24 protein-coding genes and 1 pseudogene are annotated in these 26,784 nt (G+C 71.3%); 15 read left to right on the forward strand and 10 right to left on the reverse strand.

Features of this window, described 5'->3' with window-relative positions; translation table 11 throughout:
• The first annotated feature begins 20 nt into the window (after positions 1 to 20).
• Positions 21 to 404 (forward strand): STAS domain-containing protein, encoded by a 384-nt coding sequence (locus tag ACH4YP_RS41115; protein ID WP_361063296.1) that lies wholly within the window; start codon positions 21 to 23, stop codon positions 402 to 404.
• Between the two features lie 99 nt (positions 405 to 503).
• Here ACH4YP_RS41115 and ACH4YP_RS41120 read toward each other — a convergent pair whose 3' ends face one another.
• Positions 504 to 935: a MarR family transcriptional regulator gene (locus ACH4YP_RS41120; RefSeq protein ID WP_361063293.1), complete on the reverse strand. Its 432-nt coding sequence runs from the start codon at positions 933 to 935 to the stop codon at positions 504 to 506.
• Between the two features lie 196 nt (positions 936 to 1,131).
• Here ACH4YP_RS41120 and ACH4YP_RS41125 point away from each other — a divergent pair, with 196 nt between their 5' ends.
• From ACH4YP_RS41125 to ACH4YP_RS41150, 6 genes are all read left to right on the forward strand, one after another.
• Positions 1,132 to 2,304: a PP2C family protein-serine/threonine phosphatase gene (locus tag ACH4YP_RS41125; RefSeq protein WP_398496264.1), complete on the forward strand. Its 1,173-nt coding sequence runs from the start codon at positions 1,132 to 1,134 to the stop codon at positions 2,302 to 2,304.
• Between the two features lie 141 nt (positions 2,305 to 2,445).
• Complete coding sequence (locus tag ACH4YP_RS41130) at positions 2,446 to 3,345, forward strand: STAS domain-containing protein (RefSeq protein ID WP_361063288.1); 900 nt, start codon at positions 2,446 to 2,448, stop codon at positions 3,343 to 3,345.
• A complete protein-coding gene (locus tag ACH4YP_RS41135) occupies positions 3,342 to 3,761 on the forward strand; it encodes an STAS domain-containing protein (RefSeq protein ID WP_398496266.1) in 420 nt (139 codons plus the stop codon). The genes ACH4YP_RS41130 and ACH4YP_RS41135 overlap by 4 nt, the downstream gene beginning before the upstream one ends.
• The gene (locus ACH4YP_RS41140; RefSeq protein ID WP_361063313.1) at positions 3,761 to 4,201 is read left to right on the forward strand and encodes an anti-sigma regulatory factor; all 441 of its coding nucleotides are present in this window, start codon (positions 3,761 to 3,763) and stop codon (positions 4,199 to 4,201) included. The genes ACH4YP_RS41135 and ACH4YP_RS41140 overlap by 1 nt, the downstream gene beginning before the upstream one ends.
• The gene (locus tag ACH4YP_RS41145) at positions 4,201 to 5,274 is read left to right on the forward strand and encodes a SpoIIE family protein phosphatase (RefSeq protein ID WP_398496268.1); all 1,074 of its coding nucleotides are present in this window, start codon (positions 4,201 to 4,203) and stop codon (positions 5,272 to 5,274) included. Before ACH4YP_RS41140 ends, ACH4YP_RS41145 begins: the two co-directional genes overlap by 1 nt.
• Positions 5,271 to 7,034, forward strand: a complete 1,764-nt coding sequence (locus ACH4YP_RS41150; protein ID WP_398496270.1) for a PP2C family protein-serine/threonine phosphatase — start codon at positions 5,271 to 5,273, stop codon at positions 7,032 to 7,034. Before ACH4YP_RS41145 ends, ACH4YP_RS41150 begins: the two co-directional genes overlap by 4 nt.
• Before the next feature lie 17 nt (positions 7,035 to 7,051).
• Here the strand turns inward: ACH4YP_RS41150 and ACH4YP_RS41155 are convergent, their stop codons facing one another.
• Both ACH4YP_RS41155 and ACH4YP_RS41160 read right to left on the reverse strand, forming a co-directional pair.
• Positions 7,052 to 7,567: a MarR family transcriptional regulator gene (locus ACH4YP_RS41155; protein WP_361063277.1), complete on the reverse strand. Its 516-nt coding sequence runs from the start codon at positions 7,565 to 7,567 to the stop codon at positions 7,052 to 7,054.
• A 169-nt stretch (positions 7,568 to 7,736) separates the two neighbouring features.
• Positions 7,737 to 7,856, reverse strand: a pseudogene (locus ACH4YP_RS41160) (alpha/beta hydrolase fold domain-containing protein); the annotation flags it as partial.
• Here ACH4YP_RS41160 and ACH4YP_RS41165 point away from each other — a divergent pair.
• The 3 genes from ACH4YP_RS41165 to ACH4YP_RS41175 all read left to right on the forward strand — a co-directional run bounded on the left by ACH4YP_RS41165 (position 7,842) and on the right by ACH4YP_RS41175 (position 11,954).
• The gene (locus ACH4YP_RS41165; RefSeq protein ID WP_398496287.1) at positions 7,842 to 8,210 is read left to right on the forward strand and encodes a MarR family winged helix-turn-helix transcriptional regulator; all 369 of its coding nucleotides are present in this window, start codon (positions 7,842 to 7,844) and stop codon (positions 8,208 to 8,210) included. The pseudogene ACH4YP_RS41160 and the gene ACH4YP_RS41165 sit on opposite strands and share 15 nt — an antisense overlap.
• A gap of 291 nt (positions 8,211 to 8,501) precedes the next feature.
• Entirely contained in the window at positions 8,502 to 11,306 is a 2,805-nt protein-coding gene (locus ACH4YP_RS41170; protein WP_361063274.1) for a beta-L-arabinofuranosidase domain-containing protein, read from the forward strand.
• 102 nt (positions 11,307 to 11,408) lie between these two features.
• Positions 11,409 to 11,954: a GNAT family protein gene (locus tag ACH4YP_RS41175; RefSeq protein WP_361063271.1), complete on the forward strand. Its 546-nt coding sequence runs from the start codon at positions 11,409 to 11,411 to the stop codon at positions 11,952 to 11,954.
• A gap of 18 nt (positions 11,955 to 11,972) precedes the next feature.
• Here the strand turns inward: ACH4YP_RS41175 and ACH4YP_RS41180 are convergent, their stop codons facing one another.
• Together ACH4YP_RS41180 and ACH4YP_RS41185 are read right to left on the reverse strand one after the other, a co-directional pair.
• The gene (locus ACH4YP_RS41180) at positions 11,973 to 13,631 is read right to left on the reverse strand and encodes an amidohydrolase (protein ID WP_398496273.1); all 1,659 of its coding nucleotides are present in this window, start codon (positions 13,629 to 13,631) and stop codon (positions 11,973 to 11,975) included.
• A gap of 47 nt (positions 13,632 to 13,678) precedes the next feature.
• Complete coding sequence (locus ACH4YP_RS41185) at positions 13,679 to 15,193, reverse strand: APC family permease (RefSeq protein WP_361063265.1); 1,515 nt, start codon at positions 15,191 to 15,193, stop codon at positions 13,679 to 13,681.
• A gap of 167 nt (positions 15,194 to 15,360) precedes the next feature.
• On the opposite strand from ACH4YP_RS41185, the gene ACH4YP_RS41190 reads away from it, so the two are divergent.
• Together ACH4YP_RS41190 and ACH4YP_RS41195 are read left to right on the forward strand one after the other, a co-directional pair.
• Positions 15,361 to 16,065: a TetR family transcriptional regulator gene (locus ACH4YP_RS41190; protein WP_361063262.1), complete on the forward strand. Its 705-nt coding sequence runs from the start codon at positions 15,361 to 15,363 to the stop codon at positions 16,063 to 16,065.
• A gap of 88 nt (positions 16,066 to 16,153) precedes the next feature.
• Positions 16,154 to 17,104, forward strand: a complete 951-nt coding sequence (locus ACH4YP_RS41195; RefSeq protein ID WP_361063259.1) for a TauD/TfdA family dioxygenase — start codon at positions 16,154 to 16,156, stop codon at positions 17,102 to 17,104.
• Between the two features lie 34 nt (positions 17,105 to 17,138).
• Here the strand turns inward: ACH4YP_RS41195 and ACH4YP_RS41200 are convergent, their stop codons facing one another.
• Positions 17,139 to 17,441, reverse strand: coding sequence for an SCO4225 family membrane protein (locus tag ACH4YP_RS41200; RefSeq protein WP_361063257.1), 303 nt, complete (start codon positions 17,439 to 17,441; stop codon positions 17,139 to 17,141).
• Positions 17,442 to 17,614: 173 nt separating this feature from the next.
• Here ACH4YP_RS41200 and ACH4YP_RS41205 point away from each other — a divergent pair, with 173 nt between their 5' ends.
• Both ACH4YP_RS41205 and ACH4YP_RS41210 read left to right on the forward strand, forming a co-directional pair.
• On the forward strand, positions 17,615 to 17,764 hold the full coding sequence (locus tag ACH4YP_RS41205) for a hypothetical protein (RefSeq protein WP_361063254.1): 150 nt from the start codon (positions 17,615 to 17,617) through the stop codon (positions 17,762 to 17,764).
• 407 nt (positions 17,765 to 18,171) lie between these two features.
• A complete protein-coding gene (locus ACH4YP_RS41210) occupies positions 18,172 to 20,442 on the forward strand; it encodes a M4 family metallopeptidase (RefSeq protein ID WP_398496289.1) in 2,271 nt (756 codons plus the stop codon).
• A gap of 115 nt (positions 20,443 to 20,557) precedes the next feature.
• Here the strand turns inward: ACH4YP_RS41210 and ACH4YP_RS41215 are convergent, their stop codons facing one another.
• Entirely contained in the window at positions 20,558 to 21,175 is a 618-nt protein-coding gene (locus ACH4YP_RS41215; RefSeq protein WP_398496276.1) for a dihydrofolate reductase family protein, read from the reverse strand.
• A gap of 140 nt (positions 21,176 to 21,315) precedes the next feature.
• Positions 21,316 to 21,960, reverse strand: a complete 645-nt coding sequence (locus ACH4YP_RS41220) for a DUF6629 family protein (protein ID WP_398496290.1) — start codon at positions 21,958 to 21,960, stop codon at positions 21,316 to 21,318.
• Positions 21,961 to 22,162: 202 nt separating this feature from the next.
• Here ACH4YP_RS41220 and ACH4YP_RS41225 point away from each other — a divergent pair, with 202 nt between their 5' ends.
• Positions 22,163 to 23,956, forward strand: a complete 1,794-nt coding sequence (locus ACH4YP_RS41225) for an acyltransferase (RefSeq protein ID WP_398496278.1) — start codon at positions 22,163 to 22,165, stop codon at positions 23,954 to 23,956.
• On the opposite strand, the gene ACH4YP_RS41230 is transcribed toward ACH4YP_RS41225, so the two are convergent.
• Together ACH4YP_RS41230 and ACH4YP_RS41235 are read right to left on the reverse strand one after the other, a co-directional pair.
• On the reverse strand, positions 23,926 to 24,840 hold the full coding sequence (locus tag ACH4YP_RS41230) for an endonuclease/exonuclease/phosphatase family protein (RefSeq protein WP_361063243.1): 915 nt from the start codon (positions 24,838 to 24,840) through the stop codon (positions 23,926 to 23,928). The two genes, ACH4YP_RS41225 and ACH4YP_RS41230, sit on opposite strands and share 31 nt — an antisense overlap.
• Positions 24,841 to 24,927: 87 nt before the next feature.
• On the reverse strand, positions 24,928 to 26,661 hold the full coding sequence (locus tag ACH4YP_RS41235) for a phospholipid carrier-dependent glycosyltransferase (RefSeq protein WP_361063240.1): 1,734 nt from the start codon (positions 26,659 to 26,661) through the stop codon (positions 24,928 to 24,930).
• Positions 26,662 to 26,784 lie beyond the last annotated feature (123 nt).

Genomic DNA, 26,784 nt, shown 5'->3' on the forward strand with positions numbered 1-26,784 from the left:
CAATTCTTCGGGAGGTACCTGTGTCCATTGCCCAGAACCCGCTGTCCGTCGAGGTCGCACTGCCTCGCGAGGGCATCGCCCTGCTCACGGTCGAGGGCCATCTGGACATCGACACCGCGACAGGGCTGCAGCATCATCTGGCGAACCAGTTCCAGCACGGCCGCCGGCACTTCCTGCTCGATCTCTCGGCCGTGCCCTTCATGGACTCGTCCGGCATGAACATCATCATCAGGGCGTACCAGCAGACCCGGGAGTCCTCCGGGAGCGTGCACATCATCGGGCCGCCACCGGCCGTGCGGCGGATCCTGGACCTCACAGGCGTCAGCATCACCGTGCCCGTGTCGGACACCGTCGACGAAGCACTCGCCCTCGTGGACAGACCGCGGGACGAGCCCGAGCTCTGAACAACGGGAGCGCGAGCGGTACGGCGGCGTGGGGAGGGGGCCAGGGATGGGGCGATGGATGACGACGGACAATCACACGGAGCGAGTTCCGCGAGGCGGTCAGGCCGTCCTGGCGTCGGCGACGTCGTCCTCGTGGATCTCCTGCGCCGCGGCGGCACAGAACGCGACCAGGCCTTCCAGCAGTGCGGTCCGTTGTTCGGCCGGCATGTGCTCCAGTACGGACTGCAGAGCCCGCTCGCGGCGGGAGCGGAGGTCGACCAGGAAGGCACTCCCTCGGCGGCTGAGGTACAGCCGCAGTTCGCGACGGCTCGTGGCACCCGGTCTGCGTTCGACGAACCCCACGGCCTGGAGGCGGTCGCAGAGCCGGCTGGTCGAGGGAGGCGTGGAACCCAGGGCGTCGGCGAGTGTGCGCAGGTTGATGCCCTCGTGGTGTTCCAGGATGAACAGCACACGCAGTTGGGACGCCGAGACCGGAGCCGTCGAGGCACGCCCCCAAAGGACTTCCAGCAGTTCCGCCGCCTCTGAGGTCACACGCGCCACTTCCTGGGGTCGCGGGCGCGCGTAGGAGGAAGTCACGGTGACACTCTCCCAGGCTTCCCGAACGCTGTCAGCCCGCCGCCTCGGACGACCGGCCCCCAATGACCGACTCACACAACAGACCGTCGGCGTCGTGTACCCGACGAAACGGACCCGACGCCGACGCGGAGAGAATGGCATATCCACCATCGTGAACAGATTCGTGGCAGCCGAGCGCGCACTGCGCTCCGCGGCACCGCACCAGTTGCTGGACGCGGTCCGCGAGGTGCTGTGCAACCAGTACGGGGCGCAGGACGCCGAACTATTCCTCGCCGACTACGGACTGACCCTGCTGCAGCCCGTGTCCGCGGTGCGGCACACCCCGGACCCGCTGCCGGTGCACGACAGCCCGGCCGGCCGGGCCTTCGGGTCGCAGGAGCCGTACACGGAGGACCATGGCGCCGGGAGCGCGCGTCTTCATCTGCCGGTCACCGTGCGCGGCGACCGGCTCGGCGTGCTGTCCGTCACCCTGCCCTCGGCGGACATGGCCCGGGAGTGCCGGACCGAACTGGCCGAGGTGGCCGAGGTCCTGGGCCACGAGGTGGTCGTCGCCGACCGCGACACCGACCTGTATCTGCTGGCGCGGCGCAGGGACCGGCTCACTCTGGCGGCGGAGATGCAGTGGCAGTTGCTGCCCGCGCGCTCCTGCGCCCGGCCCGAGTTCACGCTCGGTGCCCAACTGGAGCCCGCCTACGCCGTGTTCGGGGACAACTTCGACTGGTGCGTCACCGCCGACCGGCTGACGCTGTACGTCACCAACGGCATGGGGGAGGGCATCGACGCCTCGCTGCTGACCAGTCTCGGCATCAACGCGCTGCGCAACGCCCGGCGGGCGGGCATCCCCATCGCGGACCAGGCGGCTCTCGCCGACCAGGCGGTGTACGCCCACCACCGCGGCGCCGCGCATCTGTCGGTGCTGCTGCTGGACCTCGAACTGTCCACCGGACGCCTGCGGGTCGTCGACGCCGGCTCAACCCGGATGCTGCGTCTGCGGGACAGGTCCGTCACGACCGTGGACATGGAGGCACAGCTCCCGCTGGGCATGTTCGAGGAAACCGACTACGTGGCGCAGGAGTTCAGCGTCGAGCCGGGCGACCGGCTCGTCCTCGTCAGCGACGGGGTCCACGCGGTCGTGGCCCCGGGCGGCGAGCGGTACGGCGACCGGGCGCTGGCCCGGGCCGTCACCTCCACGAGCCTGGTGCCGGCCCCCGAGGTACCCGGGGCGGTCCTGCGGGAGCTGACGGGGCATCGCGGCGGACCCGAGCCGGACGACGACGCGCTGGTGGCCTGTCTCGACTGGCACGGAAAGCAGCCGGCGCCCTAGGCGGGCACCCGCACCGTAGGTGTCCCGCCGGACGGCGCCACGGCTACAGTTGTCATCCGGCAAGCTTTACATCGCTTTCTCGTTGCCTTCGGCAAGTTCGGAGCGATACGACGCACGTGACGCACGTAAGGAGTGGAACAGGTGCCGGAGCACGAAACGGCAGGACAGCACGGATCGCCCGCGCGGGAGGTGGGGGACTTCCTGCGGCGCCGCCGCGAGCAGATCGCCCAGCGGTGGGCCGACACCCCCTTGTTCCGTACGGTCTTCACCGTGTCCAGGGACGAAGCGGTGGAGGCGGGCAAGGCGGTGGTCGAGGCACTCGCCGCGGTGGCCGCGGCCGGACGCGTCGAGGACGCCGAGGCGGACGGATTCACCGTGGTGCGCGAGCAGTTGACGCGCACGGCGGCCGCCCGGTCACGCGCCGGCGCCGGCTCGGCACAGGTGTCGAACGAGGTGGACGCCCTGCGTCCGCCCGCCGTGGACCTCCTCGTGGCCGACCTGCCGCAGGCGTCCGACGAGCATGTGCGGGAGTGCGCGACCGCGTTGACCGTGCTGATGGGCACGCTGCGGCTGGTCGTCATGGAGTCGGCGCTGAACGAGGGCCGGGCCCTCATCGACCGGCAGCGGATGGAACTGCTGGAGACGGCCACGCCCGTGATCAGACTCTGGGACGGCATCGTCGCCGTACCGCTGATCGGCACGCTGGACAGCGCCCGCAGCCAGGTGGTGATGGAGACGCTCCTGGAGTCCGTCGTCGACCAGCACGCGCGCTTCGCGATCCTGGACATCACCGGTGTGCCGACCGTCGACTCCCTCGTGGCGCAGCACCTCATGAAGACGGTCGCGGCGGCGCGGCTGATGGGAGCGGAGTGCATCGTCTCCGGCATCCGCCCGGCCATCGCGCAGACCATCGTCCACCTCGGCCTCGACCTGGGCACGGTGGTCACCCGCGCCAGCCTCGCCGACGCCCTGGCGTACGCCCTCGACCAGCAGGGCTCCGGCATCGTGGACCCGGCGCCCCGTGGGGCGGTCGCGCGGTGACCCACGCGCACACGGGACCTCCGTGGGGGTCCGTCCCGGTGCTGCGGCTCGGCGACGTCCTCCTCGTGACCCTCCAGGGCGACCTGCACGACAGTACGGCGGAACAGCTCCAGCAGGACATCAGCGAGACCATCGCGAGCAGTTCGACCACCGGTGTGGTCATCGACCTCTCGGGGGTCGAGATGGTCGACTCGTTCCTGGGGCGGGTGCTGGCCGAGATCGCGGCGAAGGCGGGGCTCCTGGCCGCGCAGACCGTGGTGGCCGGCATGCGGCCGGCGGTCGCGATCACCCTGGTGGAACTGGGGCTGACGCTGCCGGGTCTGCGGACCGCGCTCACCACGGAGGACGCCCTGGGCCTCCTGGCCGTGGAGGTCTCGCCGTACCGTCCCCGCGGCACATGGCGGGAGAGTCCGTGATGCAGACAGCCGGCTCTGTCGATGCCCGCCTGCCGATCCACTCGGACATGGATCTGGTGTGGGTACGGCAGCATGTGCGCCAGACGGCCGCTCAGTTGGGCTTCGGTCTGGTGGAGCAGACCAAGCTGGTCACCGCGGCGAGCGAGCTGGCCCGCAACACGCTGGTGCACGGCGGAGGTGGCGAGGTGGAGGCCACGGTCCTGAAGCACGGTCACGCGCCTGGGCTGCGGCTGGCGTTCATCGACGAGGGACCGGGCATCGCGGACCTGGAGCGGGCGTTGAGCGACGGCTACACCTCGGGGGACGGCCTCGGTATGGGGCTGGGCGGCGCCCGGCGGCTGGTCCACGAGTTCGCGGTCGACAGCAGCCCAGGGAACGGCACCACGGTCACCGTGACCTCGTGGACCGTCCGTCCGCCGCGGTACCGGGAGGAGACCTGATGCCCCGCGTCTGGGACGTCCCGGTCCACGACTCGACACGCGTGCGCGACGCCAGGGTCGCCGCGGAGGGCGCGGCCGCCCTGGCCGGGCTCGACAGGAACCGCACCGCCGCGGCCGCGCTGGTGGCCACCGAACTCGCCACCAACCTGCTCAAGCACGCCAAGGGAGGCCAGTTGCTCATAGAGACCGTGCCGCCTCCCACGCTGCCGGCCGGGCGGGAAGCGGCCTCCGTGGTGCAGATCGCCGCGATCGACCACGGCCCCGGCATGGCCGACGTCCCGGCCGCCCTGCGTGACGGTTTCTCCACGGCGTCCACCCTCGGCGCCGGCCTCGGCGCCTGCCGACGCATCGCCGACGACTTCGACCTGCACAGCGTGCCGGGGCGGGGCACGGTCGCGCTGGCACGGATCGGCACCACCCGCGGCCGCAATCGCACGGCTGCTCCCGCACCGGTTGCCGCCGCGGCTCGGGCTGGAGGGGTCAACATCCCCTTCGCCGGCGCGGAGTTCTCCGGTGACGCGTGGGCGTGGGTCCGGGCGGGCCACCGTACGACCCTGATGCTGGCCGACGGACTGGGCCACGGCCCCGAGGCCGCGAGGGCCTCGTCGGCGGCGGTGGAGGCACTGCGCCGCTCGGGCCATCTGCCGCCGGCCGAAGTGCTCCGGTACCTGGACGCGGAGCTCCGCCCCACCAGGGGCGCCGCGGTCGCCGTCGCCCAACTCGACGCCGAGACCGAGCAGTTGAGTTTCTCCGGCATCGGGAACATCGGTGCCAGACTGCGCACGGGTGAGGGCTGGCGGCCGCTGCTGTCCCGTCCCGGCATAGTCGGAGCCCACCGGCCCACGACCATCCCCGAACACCGTGCGACGTGGGGAGCGGACTGTCTGCTCGTCCTGCACAGCGACGGGCTGCCCAGCCGCTGGACCCCGCCCGCGGACGCCTGGCTCGCGTCCTTCGACCCGGCTGTGATCGCCTCCGTGACGGTGCGCGACGCGAGCAGCTCCGCCCGGCCGGTACGGGACGACACCGCCGTCGCCGTACTGAGCCCCGTTCCGCCGGACGGCACACCATGATGCGTACCTGGCACATCACCACGGTCACCGACGCCGCACGGGCCCGTATCGACACGGCACGCCTGACGGCCGCGTACGGGGTGCCCGGTCTGGAGCGGACCAGGCTGACCACCGCGCTCAGCGCGCAGTTGCGGCAGTGCCTCACGAAGGGCGGCACGTGGCGGCTCTGCCTGGAAACGACGCCCGCGGTGCCGCCCGGGGACGGTCTCCTGCGGGCCGTCGTGACCTCGTTCGACGACGCCGACGCCGACGGGCAGCCGCCGTGGCACATGACGGTCACGTGCCCGGCGGGCGCTGACCTCTCCGACGTCGGCCTCGTGGCGGACGATTCCGCGATCCTGGCCGAGGCGCTGTTGGGCGCCGACGAGGACACGGCCCTGGTCCTGGAGAAACTCGGCGAGCAGGAAGGGCTGGTGGAGTTCCACCGGGAGGAGCTCCACCAGACCAATCAGGGTGTCCTGGCACTGCACGCGGAACTCGACGCGGCGGGGCGGGCCCAGCGCGAGCTCTTCGCCGCCGAGCGGAAGGCTCGTACGGAGGCGGAGAGCGCCCGCCGCAGGCTGACGTTCCTGGCCGACGCCAGCGCCGTACTCACCGCGTCGCTCAACCACGACGAGATCGTGCGACGGCTGCCCAGTCTCCTGGTGCCGGAGTACGCCCGCAGTGTCGATGTGTGGCTGTTCGACGGCGAGGACGACAGGCTGCGGCAGAGTCCGCGTCCGGCCGCCGCCGTGGTCGCGGCCCGCAGCGGGCGCCCCCAGTACGCCGCCGACCATCCGGGCGGCCTGCCCGGTGTCGACGACCAGCCGCCCTCGGCGCTGCATCCCGCGCGGTCCCTGCTGTGCGTCCCGCTGCCGACGCGGCGGGCACCGCTGGGAGTGCTGACCCTGACGCCGCCCGGCGATCGCTGGGACGCCGACGACGCGGTCATGCTGATCGAACTCACGCGCCGCGCCAGCATCGCCATCGACAACGCCCGGCGCTTCGAGCACAACCGCGACATCGCCGAGACCCTGCAGCGGGCCCTGCTCACGGACCTGCCCACCACTCCGGAACTGCGCCTGGCGGCCCGCTATCTGCCGGCCACGCACGGTCTGAACATCGGCGGGGACTGGTACGACGCCTTCCGCCAGCCCGACGGCAGCCTGATCACCGTCATCGGCGACGTGACGGGGCACGGACTGCACGCCGCCGTCATGATGAGCCAGTTGCGCACGGCGCTGCGCGCGTACGCCGTAGACGGAGGCACCCCCGGCCAACTCCTCACCCGGCTGCACATCCTCCTGCACCATCTGCAGCCCGATCTGTACGCGACGGCCGTCATCGCGCGCTTCCACCCCGACGATCCGACGCTCACCTGGGCCGCCGCGGGCCATCCGCCGCCGGTGCTGCGTACCCCCGACGGGCAGGTGCACACACTCGACGCCAAGCCCGGTGCCATGCTCGGCATCCCGCTGCGGCAGGAGATCGACGACCACACCGTGCGCCTCGCTCCCGGCTCTACGCTGGCCCTCTACACGGACGGGCTGGTCGAGCGCCGCGCGCAGGGCATAGACCCGGGTATCGAGCGTCTCGCCGCCTCGCTCGGGGCCTTCCGTTCCGAGGACCTCGACACGGACCTGGACGGCTCGGCCGACCGTCTCCTGCATCCGTTGCTGAGCGACTCCGAGCGGGACGACGACGTGTGTCTGCTGCTCTGCCACCTCCCGAGCCGAGGGGCGGAGACGGTACGGCCCTCCCCCGCCCGGCTGCCCGTCTGACGGGCTTCAGCCGCCGGTCACCGCTCCTCCCCCGGCCTGCCTGTCGCCCCGCGGTCGCGGACGTGTGTGCGGGCTTGGGCCTGCTGGAAGGCGCCCAGTCCCCGCTGCAGCGACGCACGTTCGCCGGGCGCCATCGCCTCGAACACGGTCGCGAGACAGAGGGATCGCCGCTCGGTGACGTCCGCCAGGAACCGCCGTCCGTCAGCGGTGACCGCCAACCGCACCTCACGGCGGTTGTGGGGCTGGACGGTCCGCTGGAGCAGCCCGGCGGACACGAGCCGGCCGCACAGCCGGCTGGCGGTGGGCAGCCCTATCTCCAAGTGCTCGGCCAGAGCGGTGAGATTGAGCTCGGGCCGGCGGCGGACCGTCTGCAGCGCGAACAGCTGACGCGCCGACAGGTGCGGGACGACGTCCTCGGTCGCCGCGAACCAGAGCGTCACCAGACTCTCCACCGTGTCGACGACGTGGCGGGCAAGCGTGTCCGGCTCATGGCCGGGGTCCTGGTCGCGGCCCGTGGGCCGGTCGGTCTCCACATGCGCTCTCTCGGTGAACTGCGGGCAGGGCAGCTGTCGTGTAGGTCGGCCCTACCCGAAGAACCGGGCCGTACACGGCCCGTCTCCCGCTCGTTGCCCGCCCGTCTTGCCGCTCGGGGCCGAACGCCGCCCGGCCTCCCGGACCTGCGCGCGGGGGCGGGGCCGTCGCGACCGGGACGCCCGCCTCGCGCGGCTTGTCGGCGTAGGCCTCGCCCTCGTCACGCAGGACGTCGGCCTCGGCGGTGACGACGAGAGCCGGCGGCAGGCCGGTGAGCTGCTCGGTGGTGGCTACCGGCCCCTGCTGGACGAACTCGGGCTGACCCATCCGCAGTACCTCGTCGTGCTCGTGCTGTGGGAGCAGGACCGGATCTCCGAACGGGACCGGGGCAACGCACTCCAGCTGGAGTCCAGCACCCTCTCCCCGCTCCTCAAGCGCCTGGAGGCGAACCGCCTGCTGCGGCGCGAGCGCCGGGCGGAGGACGAGCGCTCGGTCGCCCTGCGCCTCACCGACACCGGAGCCCGGCTCAGGGAACGGGTGGGCACCGTCCCCCTCGCCATCGGCGACGCCATGGGCCTGCCCCCCGAACAGGACGCCACGGCCAAGCAGGTGCTCCGCCTGCTCACGACCAACGTCACGCGCTGAGGACGGCCCGCGCCCCAGCGGGGCACCGAAGCCATGCCCGCGCCACCGCGAAGTCGACGGATCGCCACCACCGGGTACCGGTCAGCCGCACCCGCCCCGGCACACGACACCCTCGACAGACGCCCGTCGCGCGAAATTAACCGGAGCCGAACGCGCCGGAAGCGTTGACGTGCCTCCACGCCAAACCTATGTTTTGGTCGAACTTCCGCACAGCGTACGGTATTTCGAACATCTGCGATGTCCCTACACCCGTCACACGGTCCCAACCTCCCGCGCAGAGACGAGGAACGCATGGCCCCCGCCCTCCCCAGACGGAGACTCCTCCAGGCCGCACTGTTCGCCACGGCGACACCGGCGTTCTCCTACGCCGCGGGAGGCGGCTCTGCCGCGGCCGCAACGCTGCCCGCGCCCTCCTCCTGGACGCTCCGACCGTTCGAGCTCAAGGACGTGAAGGTCGGTCAGGGCGTCTTCGCCGCCAAGCGCCAGCTGATGCTCGACCACGGCCGCGGCTACGACGTGAACCGGCTGCTCCAGGTCTTCCGCGCCAACGCCGGGCTCTCCACCGGCGGCGCCGTCGCCCCCGGCGGCTGGGAGGGCCTGGACGGTGAGGCGAACGGCAATCTCCGCGGCCACTACACCGGCCACTTCCTGACCATGTTGTCCCAGGCGTACGCGAGCACCGGCGACCAGGTCTACGCCGACAGGATCCGCACCATGATCGGCGCCCTGACCGACGTGCGCGCTGCCCTGCGCAAGGACCCCGCGGTGCTCAGTGTCACCGGGAAGTTCGGCACCGCGGCCGAGAACGTGCGCGGCTCCCACCAGTACGTCAGCCTGCCGGCCGCCGTGCTCAACGGCTCCGCGACGGTCACCCTGTCGGCCTGGGTGAAGCCCACCCACGACGCCAACTGGACCCGGGTCTTCGACTTCGGCAACAACAACACCCGGTACATGTACCTGGCCGCCCGCAACGCGAGCGGCGTACCGCGCTTCGCCATCTCGACCAACGGGCCCGGCGGGGAGCAGGGACTCAACGGCACCGCCGCGCTGCCGCTCAACCAGTGGAGCCACCTGGCGGTCACGATCTCGGGCAGCACCGGCACCCTCTACGTCAACGGCACCTCCGTCGCCCAGAACACGTCGATGACGCTCAACCCGTCGTCCCTGGGCGCCCTGACGAACAACTGGCTCGGCCGCTCGAACTTCGACGACCCGGTGTTCGCGGGCGCCTACGACGAGTTCAACGTCTGGTCGCGGGCGCTGACCGCGGCCGAGATCACGTCGCTGCAGAACAATCGCGCCGCGGCCTCCTCGGCGGGCCGCGGCACCCTGGCCTCATACACCTTCGACGAGACCACGGGCGGCACCTTCGCCGACGCCTCGGGCCGTGGACTGACCGCGACGCTGCGACGCACCTGGGGCGGGCCGAGCCACGCCGGGTTCCTCGCCGCGTATCCGGAGACGCAGTTCATCGACCTGGAGTCGCGGACCAGCCCGGACTACACCAAGGTGTGGGCGCCCTACTACACCGCGCACAAGATCCTCAAGGGCCTGCTGGACGCGTACCTCGCCACGGACGACGCGCGGGCGCTCGACCTCGCGTCCGGCATGTGCGACTGGATGTACTCCCGGCTGTCCAAGCTGCCCGAGGCCACCCTGCAGCGGATGTGGGGCATCTTCTCCAGCGGCGAGTTCGGCGGCATCGTCGAGACGATCGTCGACCTGTACACGATCACCGGCAAGGCCGAACACCTCACGCTGGCCAAGCTGTTCGACCTCGACAAACTCATCGACGCCTGCGCAGCCAACACGGACACGCTCGACGGCCTGCACGCCAACCAGCACATCCCCATCTTCACCGGCCTGATCCGGCTGTACGACGCCACGGGTGAGACCCGCTACCTCACCGCCGCCAAGAACTTCTGGGGCATGGTCGTGCCCCACCGCATGTACGGCATCGGCGGAACCAGCACCGCCGAGTTCTGGAAGGCGCGCGGCGTCGTCGCGGGCACGATCAGCGACACCAACGCCGAGTCGTGCTGCGCGTACAACCTGCTCAAGCTCAGCCGGATGCTGTTCTTCCACGAGCAGGACCCGAAGTACATGGACTACTACGAGCGGGCCCTCTACAACCAGGTCCTCGGCTCCAAGCAGGACAAGGCCGACGCGGAGAAGCCGCTCGTCACCTATTTCATAGGCCTGACGCCCGGTCATGTCCGGGACTACACCCCCAAGCAGGGCACCACCTGCTGCGAGGGCACGGGCATGGAGAGCGCCACCAAGTACCAGGACTCGGTGTACTTCAGGAAGGCCGACGGGAGCGCGCTGTACGTCAACCTCTACAGCCCCACCACCCTGACCTGGGCCGAGAAGGGCGTGACGGTCACGCAGACCACGGACTATCCGAGAGAGCAGGGCTCCACCCTCACCTTCGGCGGCGGCAGCGCGGCCTTCGAGCTGCGGCTGCGCGTGCCGTCCTGGGCGGCGAGCGGCTTCCGCGTGACGGTCAACGGCAGTGCGGTGAGCGGGACTCCGGTCGCCGGGAGCTACTTCGCCGTCTCACGGACCTGGCGCAGCGGTGACGTCGTGAAGGTCGCCATCCCCTTCCGGGCCCGGGTCGAGAAGGCCCTCGACGACTCGGGGCTGCAGACCCTGTTCTACGGTCCGGTCAACCTGGTCGCCCGCAACTCCGGTACGGGCTCCCTGCAGTTCGGGCTCTACCGCAACGCCGCACTCTCCGGCGACCTGCTGCCGAGCCTCTCCCCCGTGTCGGGCAAGCCGCTCCATTACACCCTGAACGGCACGGAGTTCGCCCCGTTCTTCGAGGGCACCGAGGACCCCACCCACGCCTACTTCCGGCGGGCCGAGCCCAAGGTGGTATTCGGCACCACCGACTCCGGCGTCACCAACCCGGCAAAGTCCGACGGCACGACGCTCCTTGACGAGATCTGGGCAGGCGCCCCCTTCGGCAACAAGGCCGCCCTGGTCTCGCGCGTGCAGAGCGCGGTGAACTCCTGGGCGTCGGCGGGCCTCCTCACCCAGGCCGACGGCCAGAAGGTGGTGACCACGGCGCAGAACGCCTCGTACGTGTCCTGACGCCCCGGCCGTGTACGTGTCCTGACGCTCCGTCCGTTCGTGGCCCGACGTCCGGGGCTCCGCGGAACCGAGCGCGAATCGCGGTCGTGGGACGATCGGGCCATGCTGCTGGAGACCCCGAGGCTCGTACTGCGCCGGTTCCGTGCCGAGGACGCGGCGCCGCTGGCCGCGTACCGGTCCGATCCGCTGGTTGCCCGCTACCAGAGCTGGACCGCGCCGGTGTCGCTCGACTCGGCGGCGCGGATGGTGAGAGGGCTGGCCACGGGGTCCCCCGAGGAACCGGGATGGTTCCAGTACGCGATCGAGCTCAAGGCCGACCGCTGTCTGGTGGGAGACGTCGGAGTCCGCCTGCACGAGAACCGCATGCAGGCGGAGCTCGGCTTCACACTGGCCGGCGACCGGCAGCGGCAAGGCTACGCCACGGAGGCCGTACGAGCTGTCCTCGGTGATCTCTTCGAACGCCGAGGGCTGCACCGGGTCTCCGCCGAGTGCGACGCGCGCAACGACAGCTCGGCACGGCTGCTGCGACGGGTCGGCTTCGTCCAGGAGGGCCTTCTCCGCCAGGCCAGTTGGCTCAAGGACGAGTGGACGGACGATTTGGTGTTCGGCCTGCTGGCCTCGGACTGGCAGTCGCCCGACACGCCCTAGCCGACCTGGTCCGGTCCGTCACGCGTCGGTTGCCGCGTACACCCGGCGGCCGTCGACGAACGTCTGGAGCACCCGCGTGGCGGCGATCTCCTCCGGCGGTCCGGCGAAGGGGTCGCGGTCCAGGACGACGAGGTCGGCGAGTTTGCCGACGGTGATGCTGCCGGTGGTGTCGTCGAGGTGGTTGGCGTGGGCGCTGCCCGCGGTGTACGCGGCGACGGCGGCGCCGAGGTCGAGTTTCTGGTCCGGGAGGAAGGCCTGGGTGCCCTCGGGTGCGTCGGGGGCGACGCGGTTGACGGCGACGTGGAGGGCCGCCAGGGGGTCGGGGCTGCTGACCGGCCAGTCGCTGCCCGCGGCGAGGGTCGCTCCGGCGCGCAGGAGGTCTCCGAACGGGTACTGCCACGCGGCTCGTTCGGGGCCGAGGAACGGGATGGTGAGTTCGTCCATCTGCGGTTCGTGGGCGGCCCACAACGCCTGGAGGTTGGCGGTCGCGCCCAGTGCGCGGAAGCGCGGCACGTCCTCGGGGTGGACGACCTGGAGGTGGGCGAGGTGGTGGCGGGTGTCGTGCCAACCGTTGGCCGCGCGAGCCGCCTCCACGGCGTCCAGCACCTCACGCACCGCGCGGTCGCCGAGCGCGTGGAAGTGCACCTGGAAGCCGAGCGCGTCGAGTTCGGTGACGTACTTCTTCAGCTCGTCGGGCTCGACGAAGCTGAGGCCGGAGTTGTCGGAGGCGCAGCCGCAGCCGGTGAGATACGGGCCCAGCAGGGCGGCGGTGTGGTTCTCGGCGATGCCGTCCTGCATGACCTTCACGCTGGTGGCCCGGAACCGGCCCCGGCTCGACTCCTCCCTGCGGGCGGCGAGTTCGGGGATCTGTTCGCCGCCCCGGCTCCGGTCCCACCACAGCGCGCCGACGACCCGGGCGGTGAGCAGACCGCGGTCGACCGCCTCGTGATAGGCGGGCGTCGGATCGGTCATGTTGGCGAACTCGCCGACGATGGCGTCCTGCCAGGCGGTGACCCCGTACGAGTGCAGCACCGACTGGGCCCGCAGCAGCGCGGTGAGTTGTTCCTCGGGGCTGCGGTCGGGCATCAGGCGCGACACCAGGTGGGCCGCGCCTTCCTGGAGCATGCCGGTGGGGTTGCCGTCGGCGTCCCGCTCGATGCGGCCGTCGGACGGGTCGGGGGTGCGGGCGTCGATGCCGGCCCGTTCCAGAGCACGGGAGTTGACCCAGGCGCCGTGGTGGTCACGGTTGGGCAGGAACACGGGCCGGTCGGGGACGACCGTGTCGAGCAGGGCGGCGGTGGGCGTGCCGCCGGGGAAGGCCTCCATGGACCAGCCGCCCCCGGTGATCCACTCGGCGTCCGGGTGCTGGTCGGCGTACGCCCTGACGCGGCGCAGGTACTCCTGCGGGTCGACGGTGTCGTTCAGGTGGCACAGGCCCAGTTCGGTGCCCGCGCCCTGAGGGTGCACGTGGGCGTCCTGGAAGCCGGGCAGCAGCAGCCGTCCGGCGAGGTCGACGACCTCGGTGCCGGTGCCGATCAGCTCGTGGACCTCGCCGTGGCCGACGGCGACGATCCGCCCGCCGCGCACGGCCACGGCGGTGGCCCGGCTGCGCGCGGCGTCGACCGTGTGGACGGGTCCGCCGGTGAGGACGAGATCGGCGGCCTGGGGGTGGGACATGGGTTCAACGCTCCAGAGGAGAGGGGGGCGGACGGTCCATCGGGAGATCAGACGGCGGTGCGGTCCATCGGGAGGGCGAGCGCGTCGGCGTCGGTGCCGCGCCCGGTGGTGAAGTACGGCGAGCGGCGGGCGTACTTGGCGACGGCCGCCATGACAAGTCCGCTCAGCACGATGGTGACGGGCAGGGAGAGCATGAACCAGCCGTTGTCGGGGCTGAGTTCGATGTGGTCGGTCATGGTCAGGTACGAGTATCCGAGGTAGCCGCCGAGGCCGAGCAGGACGAGTCCGGAGGCGGCCGGCACACCGATGGCGAGCAGTGCCTCGCGCGGCCCGTCGTGGCGGGCGGCACGGAAGCGGACGGCGCAGGCGAGCGCGGTGAGGCCGTAGTAGAGGGCGACGACGAGGCCGATGGCGTTGACGGCGGCCAGCAGCATGTCGCTCAGCTTGGGGATGGCCATGGCGAGCAGGGCGATGGCTGCGGCGATCGACATGACGACGACGGTTCCGGCGGCGGGCGTGCCGTACTTGGGGTGGATACGGGTCCACACCGGGCCCATCGTGCGGTCGCGGCCCATCGCGAGCAGTCCGCGGGCGGTGGGGATGACGGAGGACTGGACGGAGGCGACGGCCGAGAACATCAGGGCGAGCAGCGGGAGGCTGGCCCAGGGTTCGGCGGCGAGCTTGGCGCCGAGGTACGGGAGGGCCTGTGGGCCGTTCTCGATGAGTTCGGGCAGGCTCATCTCCCGCTGGAAGGCGACCGAGGCGAAGATGAAGAGCCCGAGCATGGCGAACAGGGCGATGAACCCGCCGCGGGCCGAGTCGCCGGGGCTCCTGGTCTCCTCGGTGACACTGAACGCCGCGTCCCAGCCCCAGAAGAAGAACACCGCGAGGACCATGCCCTGCGCGAAGGCCGTGCCGCTGGAGATCTCGAAGGGGTTGAACCACGCCCAGGAGAAGTCCTGGTGGCCGGTGACCAGGGCCCACGTACAGAAGACCAGCAGGACGGCGTACTCGAAGACCAGCAGGCCGAACTGGAGCCGGGTGGCGCTGCGCACCCCGGTGATCGCGAGGACGGTGACGGCTGCGAGGACCACCAGGCCGACGACCGTGCTCACGGCGGTGGACGTCGGGTCGAGGGCGATCCCGGCGAGGGAGTCCAGGCCGGCCTTGTTGGCGAAGATGAGCACGACCGAGCCGGTCACCGCGCTCGTGTAGGCGAGGAAGATGATCGAGCCGACGAGGGTGACCCAGCCAGCCAGGAAGCCGGGCCAGGGGCCGAGGGACTTGCCGACCCAGGTGTAGCCGTTGCCGCAGTTGGGTTCCGAGCGGTTGAGGCGGGCGAAGGCCGTGGCGATGCCGAGGACGGGCAGGAACGCCAGGAGCAGCAGGGCCGGGGCCTGGAGACCGACGATCGTGCCGATGGCGCCCATGCCGATGGCGATGCTGGTGGTGGCCGCCGTGCTGGAGGCGGCGATGGCGACACCGTCGAGGACGCCGAGCGAGCGGCGCAGTTCGGCGGGCGGGCGGTCCGGGGCGGACTTGCCGGGGGCGAGGGAGGACATCAGGGCTCCTCACGAGGAGGGAGAGGGACGGGAGGAAGAGCCGTGTGGGGATGCGAAGGATGGAACAACGGCCGCACACCTTGCGTCAATGCTGTTGACATAAGGCTGCGGTGAGCCGTTCACTGAGCGTGCAGAGGCCCGTCGACCGTGCGAAGGGATCCACCCTCATGCCCACCCGCACCCCGCAGGAACGCCGACGCCGTCGCCCCGCCGCCTCGGGCGTCGTGCTGTCCAAGGAACTCATCACCGAGACCGCGCTCCGGCTGATCGGCGAGCACGGTCCGGAGGCGCTGAGCGTACGCCGCCTGGGCGCGGCCCTGGGCTGCGATCCGAGCGCGCTCTACCGCTACTTCCGCAACACCGACGACCTGCTGCTGGCCGTCTCCGACCGGATCATCGGGGATGCCATGACCGGCTTCGTCCCGGGTCCCGACTGGGTCGCCTCGCTGCGCGACATGGCGATGCGGGTGCGTGCCGGGTATCTCGCCCATCCGCGGGCGGCCGCCATGGCCTCGTACCGCATCACCCGTCGTGAGCACGAGATCCGCGCCGTGGAGACCGGGGTGGGGCTGCTGCTGTCCGCCGGATTCCCGCCCGCCCAGGCCGTCCGTCTCTACCTGGCCTTCATCGACACCGTCCTCGGTCACGCGGCGCTGGACGCCGCGTGCCACGCACTCCCCCGGGAGCAGCGCGAGGCCGACGAGCAGGCGTGGACGGAGGCCTACCAGTCGGTCGACCCGGCGGCCTATCCCGTGCTGGGCGAGGTGCGGGGCGAGCTGCACGCCATGGCCGAGAGCTCCTTCGAACCGGCCGTGGACCTGCTGCTGGGCGCGCTGGCGGCCCGGGCCAAGACCCTTCGCGCGCGGACGTGAACCGCTCCTCCGAGGCGCACTGTCGCGCTCCGGACGGAGCGGTCATGCTTGCCCCGACGAGTCGGAACGAGCGATCGACGGAGCCCGTATGACGACGGACAGGGACACACAGATCGAGGTGAGGCCGGTCGCGGGACACATCGGCGCCGAGATCACGGGCGTCGACCTGGCCGGGGACCTGGACGACGCGGCGGTCGCCGGGATCCGGGCGGCGGTGCTGCGCTGGAAGGTGGTGTTCTTCCGGGGGCAGCGCCTGGACCACTCCTCGCATGTCGCGTTCGCCCGGCGGTTCGGCGAACCGGTCCGCCTCGGCAGACGCGGCAGCGCGTCACCCCCTGACTTCCCGGAGGTCGAGACGACGGCCGACCGGCTGGAACTCGGCGGGCGCTACGGCATGGACCACGACGAGTGGCTGCGCAGGCGCCGGCACTCGCTGCTGCGCGGCTGGCACTGCGACCACGGCGCCCGAGTCGATCCGCCGGCCGCGACCATCCTGCGCGCCGAGGACGTGCCCCCGTACGGCGGCGACACGACCTGGTCCAACCTGGCGGCGGCGTACGCGGGGCTCTCGGAGCCCGTACGCGACTTCGTCGACGGGCTGCGGGCGGAGCACCGGCTGGGAGTCGGTTATCAGCCGCGGCCCGGCGACGACGCGTACGTACGGCAGCTGCTGGACCGGCAGATCGCCTCCGACCATCCGCTGGTGCGGGTGCACCCGGAGACGGGCGAGCGGGTGCTGTTCGTCAACGGCTACTACGTCGAGCAGATTCTGGGTCTTTCCCGCATGGAGAGCGCGCCGCTGCTGGAGATGCTCCTCGGTCAGGCGACCCGGCCCGAGTACACCGTGCGGTTCCGCTGGGAGCCGGGGAGTGTGGCCTTCTGGGACAACAGGGCCACCATTCATCTGGCTCCCGGCGACACGGCCCAGCTCGATCATCCGCGGATCATGCACCGGGTGATGCTCGCGGGCGAGGTCCCGGTCGGCGTGGACGGCAAGCCGTCGGCACCGATCGTGGGGAGCGAACCGCGGCGCTGGTGAGGACGGCGGGGCGGGCCGGGCGAGTCCGCAGCGCTCAGCCCTTCCGGCCGCTGAGCCGTCGCCAGACGAGGTCGATGAGCCATGCGTTGGCCATGGCGGACGCGCCGAGCACGGCGTACAGCCAGGCCACCGATCCGTCCGGTATCGCCAGGATCAGCAGGCTGGTCGGGGCCGTGAAGAGGATCGGGATCACGGCGGCGAAGGAGGCGTCCTCCTGAGGCTGCGACGACACGACGGCCAGCCAGACGATCAGCGCGGCGGACATCGCGAGATACAGCCGAGCGGGCCAGGTGCCGAAGGGGGCGCTGAGCTTCTGGACCCCGGTGACTGAACTCATCGTGCTTGCTCCCTCGTACGAGAGGTTCCGGCCGCTCCGGTGCCCCACTGCGGTCCAGTCTCTTCGGGTGGGTCCGGTGAGGCATGAGTTCACATACTCAGGTCGGCGGGGCGTGTACTCACCCAGGGGCCCGACCCGTTGTCCGCGATCGACCGGCGGCTGCCGGCCTCCTGGTGGCGGGCGTCACCGACAAGGCGGTGGTGGCCCAACTGGGCCTGAGCCGCCGCACGGTGCAGCGTCACATCCAGCGCATGACGGAGCTCGCGGGCCCGGGGACCGGTGTGCAGCCGGCCTGGCAGGCCGCGCGCCGGGGACGGCTGTGACGGCTGCTCGGGCGGTAGGGCGACAGGGCGGGAAGTGGCCAAAGTGGCTGACGGAAGCCGTGTTGCCACCAGGTAAAGGCCCATGTGATCCACCACGCGCGGCAGCGGACGCGCAGACGCTCGCTGACCGTATTTCGGACAACGATCTCCGCAGTGGTGACAGTCGCCTCTCGCACTGAAACGATCCAGCGACCGCACGGTCGCCACTCGCACCGCTCCCGCCGAGGACGTCCCGTCCTCCGGCTCCACACCCTGACGAGCTGTCACCACACAGCCGGACAACAGGAGTTGCAGCAGTGACGGACACCTTCCGTACGCCCGGGGCGGCATCGTCGCCCCAGAATCCTCCGCCATCCCGACGTCACACCTCCGCTCGCTCGCGCGTGGCGACGGTCGCGGTCACCACGATGGTCGCGCTTCTCGGTTCGGCTCTTCCCGCCTGGAGCGCCGAGCCCGCGACCGAACCCGTGACCGGGACCGGCACCGCCCGCGCGGATCGGGCGCCCCGGCAGATCGAGGCGGAGCCCAGACCCGGCGCCAGAACCGTCGGACTCTCCCCCGCACAGCGGAAGAGGATGCTCACGGCGGCGGCCGACTCCCGTACGGCCACGGCCCGTTCCCTGAAGCTGGGCGAGCGGGAGAAGCTGATACCGAAGGACGTCGTCAAGGACGCCGACGGAACCGTGCACACCCGCTACGAGCGCACGTTCGCCGGGCTGCCCGTCCTCGGCGGCGACCTGGTGGTCCACGACCGCGGCGGCACCCGTACCGTCTCCAAGTCGTCGCCCACGACGATCTCCGTACCGACCACGAAGGCCTCGGTACCGGCCGCGAAGGCGGAGAGGTCGGCGCTCGACGCGGCCGAGTCGAAGAAGACGGACCGGGCCGCACCGGAAGGCGCCCCGCGGCTCGCCGTCTGGGCGGGAGGCGGGGCCGCCGAACCGGTGCTCGCCTGGGAGACCGTCGTCACCGGCGTGCGGGAGGACGGGACCCCGAGCAGTCTGCGGGTCGTGACCGACGCCAGGAGCGGCGCGCGGCTCGGAAGTTTCGAGCAGGTCCACTCCGGCACGGGCGTGAGCCAGTACAGCGGCACGGTGCAGGTCGGCTCCGTACGCGGCGGTGACCTGTATCAGCTGACCGATCCCCAGCGCGGCGGGCACGCGACGTACGACATGAGCGCGGGCGGGCTCGGCACGCTCCTGACGGATGACAACGATGTCTGGGGCGACGGGACGCCCACCGACCGGCAGACGGCGGCCGTGGACGCCGCCTACGGCGCCCAGAAGACCTGGGACTTCTACCACGACCGGTTCGGCCGCAACGGCATAGCCGACGACGGCGTCGGCGCCCGTTCCCGGGTGCATTTCGGCAACGGATACGCCAACGCCTTCTGGGACGACCGCTGCTTCTGCATGACGTACGGCGACGGCCTGGACAACGCCCGGCCGCTCACCGAACTCGACATCGCCGCCCACGAGATGACCCACGGCGTCACCTCCGCCACCGCGGACCTCACGTACTCCGGTGAATCCGGCGGCCTGAACGAGGCCACCAGCGACATCATGGGCACCGCCGTGGAGTTCTTCGCCGACAACGCCAAGGACGTGCCGGACTACCGGATCGGCGAACTGGCCGACGTACGCGGCACCGGAAAACCCCTGCGGTACATGGACGAGCCCTCCAAGGACGCCTCCGTGAAGGGCACTTCGCAGGACCACTGGACAGCGCAGACCCGCAAGCTGGACCCGCACTTCAGCTCCGGCGTGGCCAACCACTTCTTCTACCTGCTCGCCGAGGGCAGCGGGAAGAAGACCGTCAACGGCATCGCCTACGACAGCCCCACGCACGACGGCCTGCCGGTCGCGGGGCTGGGCCTGCACAACGCCACCAACGTCTGGTACCGGGCCCTGACCCGCTACATGACCAGCGGCACCGACTACGCGGGGGCCCGCACCGCCACGCTCCAGGCGGCCGCAGACCTGTTCGGCATGTCCAGCGACGCGTACGAGACCGTCGGCAACGCCTGGGCGGCCGTCAACGTCGGCCCCCGCTACGTCAACCACATCGCCGCGAAGGCGCCCTCCACCCGCGACTCCGCCGTCGGCCAGCCGACCAGCCGTCCGATCGAGGCGACGAGCACCCGACCGGGCATCCTGACGTACTCCGCCACGGGCCTGCCGGACGGCCTGTCCATCGACTCCGCGACCGGGCTCATCTCCGGCACCCCGACGACGGCCGGTACGTTCACGGCCGCCGTCGCCATCAGAAACTCCGCCGCGGAGACCCTTGCGCTGCCCTTCACCTGGAAGGTCCTGGCCTCCGGGGGCGACCACTTCGTCAATCCCGCCCGATTCGACATCCCCAACTGGCGCACCATCGAGTCGCCGATCACCGTCACCGGCCGCGAAGGCAACGCCTCCAGCGATCTCAAGGTCACCGTCGACCTGATCCACGACTTCATCGGCGGCCAGATCATCCAGCTGATCGGCGAGGACGGCACGACGCTGCCCGTGAAGGACTTCGTCTGGGACACGGGCTCCGAACTGCACGCGACCTTCACGGTCGACGCGTCGGCGATCCCCGCCAACGGCACCTGGAAACTGCGCGTCACGGACAACACGCCCGGCATCTTCACCGTCGACCCGGGCTATCTCGACAGTTGGAGCCTCACCTTCTGAGCCACCGCGTCCGAGACACCGCCGCGCCCGGCAGCCGACCGGGCGCGGCGGAGGCCCTCGATGACAGAGCAGGGACGTGGCAGCCCCCTCGGCCGGTGAGCCGCGCCGACGGGGCCTACGCGCCGGAGTCGAAGGTCCCGTACCGGGGCAGGCCCGTCGTCTCGTAGATCTGCGAGGTCACTCCGCTCGGCGTCGTCTCGCTGTGCAGCAGGCGCAGCCCGGACGGTTCGCCGTTCTCCGGGAACAGCCGGCGGCCGCCGCCCACGACCACCGGCGCGATCATCAGGCGCACCTCGTCGACCAGCCCGGCGGCCAGCAGGGACGCGCCGAGACGGGCGCTGCCGTGGATCTGCAGCTCGCGGCCGGGCTGCCGTTTCAACTCCGCTACCTGGGCCGGGACATCTCCGGAAAGGATGGTGGTCGGGTCCCAGTCGGCCGTGGTCAGGCTGTGCGAGGCCACGTACTTCGGCAGGCCGTTGAGCTTGGTGCCGATCGGGTCGTCCGGGTCGTTCATCTTCGGCCAGTCCCTGGCGAAGTCGACGTAGGTACGGCGGCCGAACAGGAACGCGTCCACCTCGTCGAGCCAGCCCGTGACGATCCGCATGTACGCGTCGTCCAGGTGCGGCACGAGCCAGCCTCCCCGGGTGAACCCGTCGCTGGTGTCCTCCTCCGGGGAACCGGGGCCCTGTGCCACGCCGTCCAGCGACAGGAACTCCTGCAGAATCAGTCTCACGGTGCACTGCCCTTCCTCGGTTCGAGGCGCTCGCCGCCTCCCGCCAGTACCGACTGCGCGCCGCGCCGAATCTCATCGGCTCCCGACATGCTCATCGAGGTATCTCCCGCGCCTGCGGTGTCCGCCGCCGCGCGTCACCGTCACCGTTCGGCGGACACGCGGGGAACTCCCGGTGACACGGACCGCCCGCGCACCCAGCCGTACATGACCACCGAGCACACCGCAGCGAACGCGCACCACGTCGAGACGAACTCCAGCTCCCACAGCGCCCAGCAGACCACCGCGCCGACGGCGACCAGGACACCCAGCAGCACGAGCATCCGGTCGCCGGAGAGCAGCAGCGAGCCGACCGTGGCCAGCAGGTAGCCCGCCACGAGCAGTTCGGCCTGCGGCAGATCGATGACGTAGCCGACGGTGTGGCCTCGGATATCGGCGGTCACGGCGTGCGTGGCGAGGTTGTACGAGAGGGTCGCCGCGGTGGCGAGGCCGGCTGCGAGCGGGATCATCAGCCGGCGGCGGACACGCGGCGGCGTCGCGCACAGCACGGCCACCGGTACCCACAGCGCCAGCAGCGGAAGCGCCATCGCCGCCCAGGCCACGGTGGCGGGCCCGGTGCCTCCCCCGGAACGCCAGACCAGGGACTCGACCACCTGGTGTGCCCCGAGCAGCAACGGCAGCCCGGCCAGCGGAAGGTCACCGGCCCTGCGCGTCCGCGCCACGCAGGCGACTCCGACGGCGGCGATGCCGCAGCCCGCCACGAGATCGGCCGTCGCGCTCCAGCACATCACGCCACCAGGTGTTTCGTCGCTCGGGTCCGGCTCTTGCGGTGGCCACCGTACGACCCGGCCCGCCGACGCCCGCGCTGACACGACCGCCATGCCCCTGACCGGCGGCATGATCAACGGCAGGAGCAGCGGCAGTTCAGGCGGCAGCACCGGCAGCAGAAGGATTGCGGGGGGCAGTAAGCGCTATCTAGACTCGCGTGCGATGAACTCGGAAGGCGCGGTGGACGACTCCTACTTCGACTACTGCCCCTGGGACTTCGTCCGTCGCGCGTCCGACGAGCAGCGCGCCGCGCAGGCAGCGCTTCAGAAACGGCTGACCGCCGGCGGGGCGAGTCTCGGCCCGTGCACCTATGTCTCCCCCGCCGCCGGCGTGTTTACCGACGTCCTGCGTCTGGGCGAGAACTCCTACATCGCCGGGCACGCGTACGTCACCGGCGAGGTGACGGCCGGTGCCGACTGCACGGTCAATCCGTACGCCACCGTGCGGGGCCGGATCACCCTCGGGGACGGTGTGCGGATCGGCGCCCACAGCTCCCTGCTCGGCTTCAACCACGGCTTCGCTCCCGACCGGCCCGTGCACCGGCAGCCCCTCACCAGCGAGGGCATCACCGTCGGCGACGACGTGTGGATCGGCTCGAACGTCGTCGTCCTCGACGGGGTGACGATCGGCGACCACTGTGTGGTGGGCGCGGGCGCCGTCGTGACCAAGGATCTGCCGCCGTGGACGGTCGCCGCCGGGAACCCGGCCCGCCCGCTGCGCGACCGTCGCGGTCAGGGGGCCGCGTCCACCGTGCGGTTCGGTCACGTCGGGGAGCGGCGAGAGGAAGGACAGCGCCGAAGCCCGGTGACGGCAGGCGGCCCGGGCGACGCCGTCGCCCGCTTCGCGGACCTGGCTCGGAGCCAGGCCGCCGACCTCCTCGCCCGTGCCTGGAACGCGGACACCGGCCGGTACAGCGACCGGCCCGGAGCGCCCGGGACCGTCCGCGCGCACTGTGACGCCGTCGAGATCGCCGATCTCCTCCTGCGCTCGCATCCGCCGCAGCTGTCCGCCACCGAACACGCCGAGCGGCTGCGCGCGTTGCAGGACCCCGACAGCGGACTCGTGCCCGAACTCGCCGCGGACGGCGGTCCCGGTGTGCTGCCCGCCCCGGCGGCGGACGGCTGGATCGACGACGGGACCGCTGAGTACCACGTGCTGTCCGTGGGCTACGCGCTGGGCCTGCTGGGCTCCCGCTTCGCCCACCCGGTCCACGTCGTACGGCGTATGACGGCCGATCGACTCGTCGCGCGCCTGGACTCGCTGCCGTGGCGGACCCGGGCGTGGTCGGCCGGTGCGTGGGTGGACTGCTGGGCGACCGGCGCGCACCGGAACCTGGAGTTGGGCGCCGAGGCGGGCACGCCCGGCGCATTGGAGGCGCTGTTCGGCTGGCTGGGCACCCGGGTCGATCCCTGGACGGGGATGTGGGGCGAAGCCGTCTCTCCCGCCGCGGGCCGGTTGCAACTGGTCAACGGCTACTACCGACTGACGCGGGGCTCGTTCGCGCAGTTCGGGCTGCGAGTGCCGTATCCGGAACGGGTGGTGGACACCGTGCTGGCCCACGGCGGTGATCCGCGCTGGTTCGCGGCGGGCCGGCAGAACGCGTGCAACGTGCTGGATGTGGCGCACCCGTTGTGGCTCGCCGGGCAGCAGACCCGCCACCGTGCCGCCGAGGCGCGGGCCTGGGCCGAGGAGCAGCTGGCCCAGGCGCTGGAGCGCTGGCGGGACGGGGCCGGCTTCGGGTTCGGCCCACCCGGCGAGGGCGGTTCGGGTCCCGGCCGGGACCCGGGTCTCCAGGGCACCGAGATGTGGCTGGCGATCATCTGGCTGCTGGCCGATCTGGCGGGCGTGTCGGACCGGCTGGGCTACCGGCCGCGCGGCGTCCACCGCCCGGAACCCGCCCGCTCAACCGCGCCGCGGATCCCCGCTCAACCGATCCCCATCGACAACTCGCTGTAGTAGAAGTCGTGGTCCGAGTGGGCGGTCGAGCGGGTGCCGGTACCGGCCCAGCGTGCGGCGCCCCGGTCTCCCCACACGAACAGGTAGTCGAGCTTGCGGCCGTCCTCGTAGGTCGGAAAGGCGTACGGCGGCCCGGACTCACGAGGTCCGCTCGCCTCGACGCCGTCGTACATGACGTCCAACTCCGGTGCGTCGGGCGGGGCGTTGAGGTCACCGGCTATGACGACCGGGCCGTCCGTACCCAGCGTGTGCGTGCCGTCCGGTTTCCAGCCGTGGCGGATGAACTCGGTCTGGGCGTCCCGTTCACCGTCCTTCGTGACGCCGACGCTCAAGTGCGTGCTGCACGCGGTGACTTGGGGTCCCGAGGCGCCCTGGTGTCCGGCAGCGCGTACGAGGGCGCAGATGATGCCCCGCTCCCCACCTCTGTTGTCCGGGTTCGGCAGCAGGGCCGGTGGCAGGATCTTCGCCGCCGAGTGGAACAGGACGGCGTTGCCGTACGGCTGGCCGTCGGCGCAGTCCGTCCCGGTGTCGATGAAGGCGCTGCGCAGGCCCAACTCCCGGGCGAACCGCTCGCCTTGAGTCTCGCAGACTTCCTGGAGGCCGATGAACAGCCAGCGGTCCATGCCGCCGCGCGCGATGTTCCTGATGGCGTCGGCCTCCTCCTTGATCCAGTCGCCGGCGTCGCCTCGATGGCCGATGTTTCCGTAGATGTTGAAGGTGCCGACGTAGAGGCTCGGGGTGACGTTCGGTCGGGCGGCCACATCGGGGGCGGCGGCCGCGTCAGGGGTGGCACCGCTTCCCGCGGGGAGTGCCACCAGAACGCACAACAGGGCCAGCACAATTGCTCTGGCCCCGCCGCGTCTCCTCGTACGACGCGTTGTCATGACATAGAAGATACCGTCGGAACCTGTGACTCGGTTGGACCAAAGTGTCACATGTGAATGGCGCAGTCCCCCATGGCAGTTGGGCGCTCAGCGCCGTCGGTAGAGCGTGATCGAGTGGCCGACCTCGTCGATCGGTGTGCTGGTGTCGAGCAGCGCGGCCAGCCGCCCGTCGGCCTTGGCCGCCGAGGAGTTGGACACGACGAGCAGTCCGTGGACCTCGCCCAGCGGGGCCTTGAGCGGGTTGGCCTCGTTGATTCCGTAGTACGAGGGCACGCCCGCGCCCTTGTAGACGAGCCACACCCGCTCGCCCGGGTGGTCGCGGCGGAGGCGGTCGGCGAGGCGGCCGAGGTCCTGCCCCCAGTCGACGTTCGAGTCGTGCAGCCGCAGATGGGTCTTCGACGGCCCGCCGAACGCCTCGTTGGAGTACGGCAGGTAGTACGGAAACGTCCGCAGTGAACTGACGGCAACGAAGCACACCAGCGCGGCCGTCACGCCGTACACCCACCGGCGGCGCACGAGCGTCACACCGGCGGCGGCGACCACCGCGAACATCGGGATGAAGATCGCGTACCGGACGCCGAGGTCGCGGGCGCCGTTCATGGACACGGCCAGCAGCAGGCCCGCGGGGACGAGCACGTACGGTGCCGCGGGCCGCAGTCGGCGCAGCGCCAGGACCGCGACGGCGCCGGCGAGCCACAGGGCGAGCATGCCGAGCGGGGTCTTCACCAGGAGCGCGGCCGGCAGGTAGTACCAGAGCGAGCCCTCGTACAGCCTGCCGAACAGGAAGCCCTGCCAGATGTCGTACTCGAAGCCGAACTGGATGCGCATGCCGTCCCGGTACGCCTCCGGGAAGGGCAGCCACGCGGCGACACGGCCGCGCATCCCGCGGATGTCCGGCACGTTCTCGGGCTGCGTCCAGCGCAACCGCGGGTCGACGACGAGGTAAGTGGCCCACACGACGGCGACCGCCACGAGCGCCATGCCGACGGCGACCGCGGCGCCGTACGCGAGGATCCGCATCCGTTCGCGTGCGCCGAGCCCGGGCGTCCTTCGGGCGGACCAGAACGACAGGACGGCCAGCAGCATCAGGACCGGAACCACCACGAGCATGCTCATCTTCGTGGCCACGGCCGCGCCCAGCGCCACCCCGGCGAGCGGGAGACAGAGGTACGGCCGTTCCCGCGCCCGCCACAGCAGCCAGACGGACGTGAGCAGGAAACCGGCCGCGGGGACGTCGAGCGTGGCCAGCGATCCGTTCGCGATGACGTCCGGCGAGAACGCGTACAGGGCGAGGGCCACCAACCCTCCCGCCGGGCCGGTGAGATCGCGGGCGAACACGAGGACGACGAGTCCGAAGAGCAGCGTCAGCGCGATCACCGGGAGCCGCGCCCACAGCATGAGCCGCTCCGGGTCGTTGCCCGACTCGTACAGCACGCTACGCCCCAGGGCCGACTGGCTGCCGACGAAGCCGGAGTCGAGGTGCGCGTCGGTGAACACCAGCCCGGAGGCGATGATCAGCTTGCCCAGGGGCGGGTGTTCGGGGTTGTAACGGAGGCTGTGCTCCTTGAGGTAGACCTCGGCCGTGGCCACGTAAACGGGCTCGTCGATGGTCGGGGTCTGTTCGACGGCCGTGGTGACCATCGCGACCGCCATCTGGGCGAGAAGCGCGACGACGGCCAGCACATACAGCGAACGCCGGTGCCGCAGAAAGCGCTTGAGCGCATCGGTTCGACCTGGCCGCCCGCCCGTTGCCGTCGGTGCGGGCAGGTCGGGCGCGGTGTGCTCGTCACCGTCGAGCCCGGTGATCCGCGGCGCGCTCATGGGGCCTACCTTCCCATCAACCCCACCCTCCGTGACGCACTTTGCCGACGCGGGGCCCAAGTGTTGGGCACTCCTTCACCAATGCGACGCCTGCGACCTCTTGGCACGCGAGTGAAAACCCGG

The organism is Streptomyces sp. NPDC020747 (assembly GCF_044334695.1).
In the GTDB taxonomy this organism is placed as follows: domain Bacteria; phylum Actinomycetota; class Actinomycetes; order Streptomycetales; family Streptomycetaceae; genus Streptomyces.